At 62.1% G+C, this 4,649-nt stretch carries 6 protein-coding genes; all 6 read left to right on the plus strand.

The window, feature by feature from the left end; genetic code table 11:
- Positions 1-895 (plus strand): acyl-CoA dehydrogenase family protein (locus EN969_RS17890; RefSeq protein ID WP_127419283.1); only part of this gene is annotated, 895 nt, incomplete at its 5' end.
- A 2-nt stretch (positions 896-897) separates the two neighbouring features.
- Positions 898-2,505 carry a carboxyl transferase domain-containing protein gene (locus EN969_RS17895; protein WP_013532608.1) on the plus strand — a complete coding sequence of 536 codons (1,608 nt, stop codon included), beginning with the start codon at positions 898-900 and terminating at the stop codon, positions 2,503-2,505.
- A 93-nt stretch (positions 2,506-2,598) separates the two neighbouring features.
- The gene (locus tag EN969_RS17900) at positions 2,599-3,069 is read left to right on the plus strand and encodes a hypothetical protein (RefSeq protein WP_318011939.1); all 471 of its coding nucleotides are present in this window, start codon (positions 2,599-2,601) and stop codon (positions 3,067-3,069) included.
- Positions 3,070-3,108: 39 nt separating this feature from the next.
- On the plus strand, positions 3,109-3,480 hold the full coding sequence (locus EN969_RS17905; protein WP_013532610.1) for a hypothetical protein: 372 nt from the start codon (positions 3,109-3,111) through the stop codon (positions 3,478-3,480).
- Between the two features lie 39 nt (positions 3,481-3,519).
- Complete coding sequence (locus EN969_RS17910; protein WP_024505729.1) at positions 3,520-3,894, plus strand: hypothetical protein; 375 nt, start codon at positions 3,520-3,522, stop codon at positions 3,892-3,894.
- A 163-nt stretch (positions 3,895-4,057) separates the two neighbouring features.
- The coding region (locus tag EN969_RS17915; RefSeq protein ID WP_281060014.1) for a biotin carboxylase N-terminal domain-containing protein at positions 4,058-4,649 on the plus strand (592 nt) is incomplete at its 3' end.

Genomic DNA, 4,649 nt, shown 5'->3' on the forward strand with positions numbered 1-4,649 from the left:
CTCCTACGGTGCCCATTCCAACCTCTGCGTCAACCAGATCAACCGCTGGGCGACGCAGGCGCAGAAGGAAAAATACCTGCCGCCGCTGTGCTCGGGCGAGCGAGTCGGCGCGCTGGCGATGTCGGAATCCGGCGCCGGCTCGGACGTCGTCTCGCTGAAGCTGCGCGCCGAAAAGCGCAATGACCGCTACGTGCTCAACGGCACCAAGATGTGGATCACCAACGGGCCGGACGCCGAGACGCTGGTGGTCTATGCCAAGACGGATCCGGACCAGAAATCGCGCGGCATCACCGCCTTCATCGTCGAGAAGGCTTTTGCCGGATTTTCCGTGGCGCAAAAGCTCGACAAGCTCGGCATGCGCGGCTCCAACACCGGCGAGCTGGTGTTTAGGGATGTCGAGGTGCCCTTCGACAACGTGCTGCATGAGGAAGGGCGCGGCGTCGAAGTGCTGATGTCTGGCCTAGACTATGAGCGCACGGTGCTTGCCGGCGGCCCGATCGGCCTGATGGCGGCGTGCCTCGACGTGGCAATCCCCTATGTGCATGAGCGCAAGCAGTTCGGACAGGCGATCGGCGAGTTCCAACTGGTGCAGGGCAAGCTGGCCGACATGTACACGACGCTGAATGCCGCGCGCGCCTATGTCTATGCCGTCGCCGCCGCCTGCGATCGTGGCCAGACGACGCGCAAGGATGCCGCCGGCTGCGTGCTGTTTGCCGCCGAGAAGGCGACGCTGATGGCGCTCGACGCCATCCAGCTGCTTGGCGGCAACGGCTACATCAACGACTATCCAACCGGCCGCCTGTTGCGCGATGCCAAGCTCTACGAGATCGGCGCCGGCACCAGCGAAATCCGCCGCTGGCTGATCGGCCGCGAGATCATGGCGGAGGGGGTGTAGGTATGGCCACGTTGCAAACCCAGATCTCCCCCTCCTCCGAAACCTTCCGTGCCAACGCCGAGCGCATGCGGGCGCTGGTCGCCGACATTGCGGAAAAGGCCGCCACCGTCGAGCTCGGCGGTTCGGAGGAAGCGCGTGAGCGCCATGTCTCGCGCGGCAAGCTTCTGCCGCGCGAGCGCCTTGCGCAATTGCTGGATGTCGGCTCACCCTTCCTCGAGATCGGCCAGTTCGCGGCATGGTCGATGTATGGCGAGGAGATCTCTTCGGCCGGCATGATCGCCGGCATCGGCCGCGTCGAAGGCACCGAGGTGATGGTCGTCGTCAACGACGCCACCGTGAAGGGCGGCACCTATTATCCGCTGACCGTGAAGAAGCATTTGCGGGCGCAGGAGATCGCACTGCAGAACAATCTTCCCTGCATCTACCTCGTCGACAGCGGCGGCGCCAATCTGCCCAACCAGGAGGAGGTGTTTCCCGACCGCGAGCATTTCGGCCGCATCTTCTACAACCAGGCCAACATGTCGGCATCAGGCATTCCGCAGATCGCCTGCGTCATGGGTTCGTGCACGGCGGGCGGCGCCTATGTGCCGGCAATGTCCGACGAGACGATCATGGTGCGCAATCAGGCAACCATCTTCCTCGGCGGCCCGCCGCTGGTGAAGGCGGCGACGGGCGAGGATGTCAGTGCCGAGGATCTCGGCGGTGCGGATGTGCACACCAGGCTTTCCGGTGTTGCCGACCACTATGCGCTGGACGACGACCATGCCCTCGCCATCTGCCGGCGCATCGTCAAGAACCTGAATCGGAACAAGACTGTAAGCCTGAACTCTAGGAGAGCGATTCCGCCGCTTCATCCGGCGGATGAACTTTATGGCATCGTGCCGACCGACCTGCGCCAGCCCTATGACGCGCGCGAGGTCATCGCGCGCGTCGTCGACGGTTCCGAATTCGACGAGTTCAAGCAGAATTACGGCACCACGCTGATCACCGGCTTTGCCCATCTCCATGGCGTGCCGGTCGGCATCATCGCCAACAACGGCGTGCTGTTTTCCGAAAGCGCGCTGAAGGGCGCGCACTTCATCGAACTGTGCTGCCAGCGCAAAATTCCATTGGTCTTCCTGCAGAACATCACCGGCTTCATGGTCGGTCGAAAATATGAAGCAGGCGGCATCGCCAAGGATGGCGCCAAGCTGGTGATGGCGGTTGCCACCGCCAGGGTGCCGAAGGTGACTGTCATCATCGGCGGTTCGTTCGGCGCCGGCAATTACGGCATGTGCGGCCGCGCCTATTCACCGCGCTTCCTGTGGATGTGGCCGAACGCCCGCATCTCGGTGATGGGCGGCGAACAGGCGGCAACGGTGCTTGCCATGGTCAAACGCGAAGGCATCGAGCGCAAGGGCGGAGAATGGAGCGCCGAGGAAGAGGCGAAATTCAAGAAGCCTATCCTGATGAAATACGAGCATGAGGGCCATCCGCTCTATTCGTCCGCACGCCTCTGGGACGACGGTATCATCGATCCTGCAAAGACGCGCGACGTGCTGGCGCTCAGCCTGTCGGCCGCGCTCAACGCCGAAATCGAGGACACGCGCTTTGGCGTGTTTCGGATGTGAGAATGGACGGTCAACTTCGACAGCCAAACGGCGGAACTATACCGGCAGGCCGTTGCTGCCGTGTGAAAAGGCTGAACTGTATGGACCAAGCGATTGGTCAGTATAGGCGGCTTCGAATCTCAAACAGTGAACTGGCGGGGGGACAAAATATTCGCTACTGTTTATCCAGCATGGGGCAATGGGGACGGGCTGGAAATGAAACTGAAATATTGCCAGGGAACGGCTGCTTCGATACTTTCCGCATTTCTAATATTAACGGCGACCGGCATCAGCTCGGCGGAATCGCTCGCAGGACGCAAGGGAGACGTGCGTTTTCCGCCGACCTTGGGTTCGGGCGAATGCAACGTTGCCTACAAGGGTTACGTCGCGGCGAGCGGCCATTCGGCCTACGCCACAACCTTTTATTCGCGCGTTGTCGACCTCTACATCATCTGCGGGACGAAGCTCAACGCGCCGTCCCAGAAGGCGGCGGAAGAGACGGCGCTGCGCAATTGCCAGGCCGGGTTGACACGGTGGAAGCTCAAGACCGCGAGTGGCGGCTGCGCAATCTCGTCATCGAAATAAGCAACCGGCCGAGACTTTTTTGCGAATGGGGGAAGCAGAATGAAATCCGGGACCTGCAAACGAGCAGCCACCCCCATAGTGGCAGGCTTGCTGATGGTGGCGGCCTCCACCGCTGCCATGGCCGGATCGCTGGCAGGCAGCAAGGGCGACGTGCGCTACCCGGTGACCATTCCTATAGGAACCACCGGGGGCTGCGGGAAGGCCTATGCAGCGTATCTCGCAGCCGCAGGCCATTCGGCTTTCGCGGCGACGCCAATCGTTCCGGCGACCGAGTACTTCGTTTGCGGCGTGAAGCTGAATGCATCGTCACAAAAGGCGGCGGCGGAACTGGCACTGAAATCCTGTCAGGCCAGCAAAAGCAAATACAAGGTTACCGTCGCCGGCGCCTGCAGCATCGCCGCGTCCAAATAGACCGGAAAGCGCCCGGTTTTTCTCCTTGGGGAAGACAAAATGAAATCCACGAATTCCAAGCGAACAGCCATGGCGATATTGGCTGTATTGCTGGTGTTCGCAGCATCCGGAGCGGGCATGGCCGGCTCACTGGCGGGAAGCGAGGGAGACAAGCGTTTTCCGCCGTACCTGCCGCGAAATCCCAAGGATCCCTGCACCAAGGCCTACAAGGCCTATGTCGCGGCCGGTGGCCATTCAGCGTACGCAACCACTCCCTACGCACGGATAATGTCGTCGTACATAGTTTGCGGCGGCCACCTCAACGCACCATCTCAAAAGACGGCCGAAGAGTTGGCGATGAAATCCTGTCAGTCCACCCGCGGCCACTACAAAGTCACGACCGGCGGCAGTTGCGAGATCGCGGCCTCGAAGTAGGTACAGCCGACCGCAAGGTAGAGCACTTCCCTGGTAAGGGAGAGGTTTACTCCGAGGGCTTAAAAGGCTCGCGAGACAGCACCCCCCTCTGTCCTGCCGGTCAGAGGGGGGTGTTCAAGCGCCATGCTTCCCATGGACTTCGAACCTTACATGCGGAGGCTCCATGTTCGCCAAGATCCTGATCGCCAACCGCGGCGAGATCGCTTGCCGTGTCATCCGTACGGCTCGGAAGCTGGGCGTGCGTACCGTCGCCATCTATTCGGATGCCGACGCAAAATCCCTGCATGTCGAGATGGCCGACGAGGCGGTGCATATCGGCGCCTCGCCCGTCGGCGAAAGCTATCTGCGCGGCGACAAGATCATCGCGGCGGCCCTGGCAACGGGTGCGCAAGCCATTCATCCCGGCTACGGCTTCCTGTCGGAAAATCCCGATTTCGTCGACCAGGTGACAGCGGCGGGGCTTATTTTCATCGGCCCATCCGCGGCCTCTATCCGTGCCATGGGGCTGAAGGACGCCGCCAAGCGGCTGATGGAAAAGGCCGGCGTGCCGGTCGTGCCGGGCTATCATGGCGAGGCGCAGGAGATCGTGCTGCTTGCCTCCAAGGCGCGCGAGATCGGCTATCCAGTGCTGATCAAGGCGCGCGCCGGCGGCGGCGGCAAGGGCATGCGCCGGGTCGAGCATCCCGATGAGTTTTCCGAGGCGTTGTCCAGCGCACGGCGCGAGGCGAAAGCCGCGTTCGGCGACGACCGTGTGC

Source organism: Mesorhizobium sp. M7A.F.Ca.CA.003.01.2.1 (genome assembly GCF_003998945.1).
In the GTDB taxonomy this organism is placed as follows: Bacteria; Pseudomonadota; Alphaproteobacteria; order Rhizobiales; family Rhizobiaceae; genus Mesorhizobium; species Mesorhizobium ciceri.